A 5,289-nucleotide genomic window follows, 5' to 3' on the forward strand; every position below is an offset into this window, starting at 1 on the left:
ATCCAATGGCGTGTTATCAAAGACGTCAAAAATTGTTTGGACCGACTTTTCTATGGCGATATCTGTTTTTTCAAATCCTGGTGAAGAGTCGTCGCACCAGAATTTTAGAAGGAACAGGAATTGGATCCAGGCGCCTTCAGAAAATAAGGTTGGATTGTGTTTTGAGATCTTAAAGGCTTTGTCTGCATTTCCTTCTTCAATAAGCTCAGCAGCAAATTCCTTTATCAGCTTTCGCAATCCCTTTAATTGCTCCATCTTTTTGAGCATAAACCCCTGCTCACCTAAAGTAAATAGAACATAGCTACGGTTGAGCGTTAGTAACTCAAAAAAGGTGAAGAAGAATGTAAGCATCTTGTCCTTGTTCGAAAAGCTTTCGAACTCTTTGTTCTTTTCAATAAGATCCTTTGTCTTTTTAAAGAAAAGCGTCCATATCCCTTTCTGGAGATTCTCTAAAGAGCCAAAATGATTGTAGAACTGATCTTCGGTAACTTCTATGGTTTTACAAAACTTGTAAACGGAAGTAGGTACCTTTTCGTGTTCCAGGACATATGTCATGTACCCGGAAATTATTTGATCCTCTATGGTAGAAGCAGGAGTCTTTTTTGCTGCCATAAATTGAATATTTTGTTTACGTAAAATTACTCTTTTTTAAACAGTTAATTGTTAAGTTTATGCGAATAAAGTCACACAAATAAAAAAGCGTGCTTTCAAGTGAAAACACGCTTTCTAACAACCTAACCAATTAATAAACAAACTGATTACTAAAACCAATTTTACTTTTTCATAGCAATGATCTTCTCGTAATCACAATTCAAATATAATTAATGTTTAAGTATTATTCATTATTATTAAACAAAAATATTTGTTAAAGTTTTTTATTTCCAAAAGATCTTAAAAAATTAGGTGTCAGTTTGTCACACTGTACAGCTATGGTACTTTTTTTGACCTATGAGAGCAGTTAAACTAAAAAAGATAAAAAATGGCAACAGGTAAGATCAATGTTTCTGTAGAGAATATTTTTCCACTTATTAAAAAATTCTTGTACAGCGACCATGAAATATTCCTACGAGAGTTAATATCGAATGCAACAGATGCTACCCTTAAGCTTAAGCACTTGAGTTCTATTGGCGAAGCAAAGGTAGAATTCGGCAATCCCATGATTGAAGTGAAGGTTGATAAGAAGGGAAAAAAACTCCATATTATAGACGATGGGATTGGCATGACCCAGGAAGAGGTAAAAAAATACATCAATGAGGTAGCTTTTTCAGGGGCAGAGGAATTTTTAGACAAATACAAGGAAGCAGGCAAAGATGCCGGGATCATTGGACACTTCGGACTTGGATTCTACTCTTCTTTTATGGTAGCTAAAAAAGTGGAGATCCTGACAAAAAGCTACAAAGATGAACCAGCAGCACATTGGAGCTGTGACGGTTCTCCGGAATTCAGCCTAAAGAAAGGCAAGAAGGAAACTCGGGGAACAGAGATCATATTGCATATTGCAGATGATTCTACCGAATTTCTGGAAGAACAACGTATTCAGGCGTTGCTTTCCAAATACAACAAGTTTATGCCCATTCCAATAAAGTTTGGAACGCGCACTGAAACACTCCCTAAACCCGAAGGCGCCAAAGAAGAAGATAAAGCTCCCACCAAGGAAGTAGACAATATCATTAACAACCCTACTCCCGCCTGGACCAAAAAACCGGCTGACCTTAAAGAGGAAGATTATAAGTCGTTTTACAGGGAACTATACCCCATGCAGTTCGAAGAACCGCTCTTTAATATACACCTCAATGTAGATTATCCCTTTAATCTAACAGGGATCCTCTACTTTCCAAAGCTTACAAACGATCTTAATATTCAGAAAGACAGGATACAACTCTATCAGAATCAGGTGTTTGTAACTGATAATGTTGAAGGGATCGTTCCGGAATTTTTAACGATGCTACGAGGAGTGATCGACTCACCAGACATTCCCCTGAATGTCTCCCGTTCGTATTTACAGGCCGATGGGGCGGTAAAAAAGATCTCATCTTATATCTCAAGAAAAGTGGCGGATAAATTGTCATCCCTTTTCAAAGAGAATCGGGAGGATTTTGAAACCAAATGGAACGATATTAAGATCGTTATTGAATACGGCATGCTTTCGGATGATAAATTCTTTGAAAAAGCTGAAGCCTTTGCACTTTACCCCACTGTTGATGGAAGCTACTTTACTTTTGAGGAACTCAAGGAAAAAATAGCTCCGTTGCAAACGGATAAAGATGACAAATTAGTTGTGTTGTATGCTTCCGACAAAGAAGCGCAGCACAGCTATATTGAAGCTGCCAAAGTAAAAGGATATGAGGTACTGCTTTTAGATACTCCTATAGTTGGACACTTACTGCAAAAATTAGAGACCTCCAAAGAGAAGGTATCATTTGCACGTGTAGACGCGGATCATCTGGACAATCTGATCAAAAAGGAAGAAACGCAGATCAGCAAGCTTTCTGATGAGGAAAAAGAACAACTCAAGACCCAGATTGAAGAAGCCGTAGGAGAAAAAGGATATACAGTACAATTAGAACCTATGGATAGCCAGGCCGCACCTTTTATAATTACGGAGCCAGAATTTATGCGTCGCATGAAAGAAATGCAGCAAACCGGAGGTGGTATGTTTGGCATGGGGAATATGCCAGACATGTTCAATCTGGTGGTCAATACCAATCATGAACTGGTAGGAGAAATCTTAAACACAAAAACTGCCAAGAAAAGAGAACGTCTCATTAATCAGTCGCTCGACCTTGCCAGACTCTCCAAAGGCCTTTTAAAAGGAGAGGCTCTTACCAATTTTATCAAACGCAGTTATGAAATGGTAAAATAAATTCAAAATATTTTTAAAAAAGGCCGCTTTAATCAGCGGCCTTTTTATTTTTACCCTATGAACGAAGTCTGGCATCTGTACGCAATGGCAGCCATGTATTGTGTTGGCGGGATTTTACATTTTGTAAAACCCAAAGCATATATGAGGATCATGCCAAACTACCTTCCCAATCACAGGGAACTGGTATATGCCAGCGGAGTGGCGGAGATTGTGCTGGGAATTGGGCTGTGTATCCCCCAGTTAAAAAATGTGGCCATTATAGGGATCATACTGATGTTGGCCATTTTCTTACTGGTACATTTTTACATGCTAAAAGGAGAAAAAGAAGGAGCCGGAGTATCCAAATGGATATTATTACTGCGGATCCCTCTTCAATTTGGACTCATGTACTGGGCCTATTGGTATTGGTAAAATCACCTTCCTCCTCTGAATTAAAATACTACCCGTTTTTTTGCCCAACTCTTTTTTAACCATACAATTTGAAAGGCCACAGCTCCTAGCAGTGCCAGGAATGAAAAGACCAAGATATTACTACTTCCTAAATTAGGTAAATGTACCATTACATCTGAATTTGAAGTTTTCCTTAGAAATGAGAAAAATCCAGGAAGCATGGTCTGCTGTTCTCTATAACCGTATCCGAGGATTAACAAGACAGAGGCTAGGAAAATAATCAGAACCCAGGAAGCCCTGGAAAATACAGGGGCGTGCACCGTAGCACTATTTAAACTAGTTGCCGTTTTAATTGTGCTGAGTACACCTGCAGTAAATTGATCATTTGGCTCTTCCAAAGGAACATCTTTGGTAAGTTGCCTAAGGAAGTCATCCAGTTCTTTTTCGTTTTCAGTGCTCATAGTTCATCATTTTTTCTTTCAGCAAGGAAGTGTTCAGCAGATTCGCTAATTGTTTTCTCCCTCTGTATAATCTCACTTTTATAGTCTGCGGACTCAATAGAACGATCTCTGCTATCTCACGGATCGATAGGTCATCAAAATAAAATAAGGTAACGATAGCCGCATCTTCCTCTGATAAGCGATCTATGGCCGCTTTAACCAGACGGGACCGATCTTGCTGCTCCAACTCTATGAGCACCTTGTTCATCACCTCCAACCCTACAGGTTTGCTAAGATCTATAGAAACAGTATCTATGGTACGTTTCTTTTTCTTAAGACGATCCAAACTGTGGTTGTACGTTATTTTATACAACCAGGTAGAGAATTTAGCATCGCCGGCATAGGTATCTAAGGCTTTAAATGCTTTTACAAAGGCATCCTGCGCCACTTCCTCAGCATCTTCCTTATTTCTCAGAAGTCGACAAGCCAGCGTGAATACCATATGCTTATACCTGTCTACAAGCACACCAAAGGCCTTCATATCTCCCCGAAGGGTCTTGCTTACTAAATCCGAGTCCTCTAGTTGCCTCATTTGTTCTATAAGACGTTACGTATTCCTAATTGGTTACAGGAAATTTTAATTAAAATACGGTATTTGTGTAACCCATCCCGGATTTCTGCCGTCATACCTCTAAAACAAGGTTTAATTAACACACATCAACATGGGAGGAGAAGTTATAGTTTTTATTAGTTTATTTCTGGTAGTTTTTGGCATCTGTTATCTTTATTTCACAACGCGTAACAAAGAACGGCTGGCATTGATAGAGAAAGGCGCTGAGGCCAGTATTTTCGTAAAAGGGAAACGCGAAGAGACCGCCCCATTCTGGAAAGTGCTTATTGTAAATTTAGCATTGCTACTGATGGGTATAGGGGTCGCAATTTTCGTTGCTTCTTTTTTGGCAAACGCCTTAGGATTAGATGAAGAGGTAGCTTACCCGGGAACAATTTTTCTGATGGCCGGCGTAGGTTTATATCTGGGTTTTACCCTTACCAAAAAGCTGGAAAAGGAAGGCTGAAAAAAAAGCCGACAATTTTAAAAAACCACTGCTCAATTGAGGAGTGGTTTTTTATCTTTATCCTATGAAGGTACTTTCTACTAACATAGGGCAACCTACCTCCTTTTCCTGGAAAGGAAAGATCGAGGAAACAGGGATTTTTAAATACCCTGTTGATGAACCAATTTATATTGGGGCCACCCAAGTAGATAAAGATACTATCACCGATCATAAACATCACGGAGGAATTTTTAAGGCCTGCTATCTCTTCTCTGCCTCACAATACCCGTTTTGGCAGAAACACTATCCCTCTCTTTCTTGGGATTGGGGAATGTTCGGGGAGAATATTACCATAGATTCTATGCCTGAAAAAGATCTACTCATAGGGTCTGTATACACCCTAGGCAGTGCCATAGTGCAAATAACGATCCCACGAGAGCCCTGTTATAAACTAGGAATCCGATTTAAGGATCAGGAGGTCATAAAAGCCTTTGTAGATCACGGTCACCCGGGCACTTACGTAAAGGTGCTGCAGGAAGGA

The 5,289-nt window shown here is 39.5% G+C and carries 7 protein-coding genes; 4 read left to right on the forward strand and 3 right to left on the reverse strand.

All coding sequences use genetic code 11. From position 1 onward, the window contains the following. The coding region (locus WBM49_RS05155) for a TetR family transcriptional regulator C-terminal domain-containing protein (RefSeq protein WP_424370995.1) at window positions 1-612 on the reverse strand (612 nt) is incomplete at its 3' end. Between the two features lie 367 nt (window positions 613-979). Between WBM49_RS05155 and htpG the strand changes: the two genes are divergently transcribed. Together htpG and WBM49_RS05165 are read left to right on the forward strand one after the other, a co-directional pair. Next, window positions 980-2,863 carry a molecular chaperone HtpG gene (htpG, locus tag WBM49_RS05160; protein WP_424370996.1) on the forward strand — a complete coding sequence of 628 codons (1,884 nt, stop codon included), beginning with the start codon at window positions 980-982 and terminating at the stop codon, window positions 2,861-2,863. Between the two features lie 57 nt (window positions 2,864-2,920). Next, window positions 2,921-3,274, forward strand: coding sequence for a DoxX family protein (locus tag WBM49_RS05165; protein WP_424370997.1), 354 nt, complete (start codon window positions 2,921-2,923; stop codon window positions 3,272-3,274). A 20-nt stretch (window positions 3,275-3,294) separates the two neighbouring features. Here WBM49_RS05165 and WBM49_RS05170 read toward each other — a convergent pair whose 3' ends face one another. Both WBM49_RS05170 and WBM49_RS05175 read right to left on the reverse strand, forming a co-directional pair. Then, window positions 3,295-3,714 carry a hypothetical protein gene (locus WBM49_RS05170; protein ID WP_424370998.1) on the reverse strand — a complete coding sequence of 140 codons (420 nt, stop codon included), beginning with the start codon at window positions 3,712-3,714 and terminating at the stop codon, window positions 3,295-3,297. Next, entirely contained in the window at window positions 3,704-4,285 is a 582-nt protein-coding gene (locus WBM49_RS05175; RefSeq protein WP_424370999.1) for an RNA polymerase sigma factor, read from the reverse strand. The genes WBM49_RS05170 and WBM49_RS05175 overlap by 11 nt, the downstream gene beginning before the upstream one ends. Before the next feature lie 130 nt (window positions 4,286-4,415). On the opposite strand from WBM49_RS05175, the gene WBM49_RS05180 reads away from it, so the two are divergent. Together WBM49_RS05180 and WBM49_RS05185 are read left to right on the forward strand one after the other, a co-directional pair. Beyond that, window positions 4,416-4,769 (forward strand): DUF6249 domain-containing protein, encoded by a 354-nt coding sequence (locus WBM49_RS05180; RefSeq protein WP_424371000.1) that lies wholly within the window; start codon window positions 4,416-4,418, stop codon window positions 4,767-4,769. Between the two features lie 64 nt (window positions 4,770-4,833). Further along, the coding region (locus tag WBM49_RS05185; RefSeq protein ID WP_424371001.1) for an MOSC domain-containing protein at window positions 4,834-5,289 on the forward strand (456 nt) is incomplete at its 3' end.

Source organism: Muriicola sp. (genome assembly GCF_049669965.1).
GTDB lineage: Bacteria > Bacteroidota > Bacteroidia > Flavobacteriales > Flavobacteriaceae > Muriicola.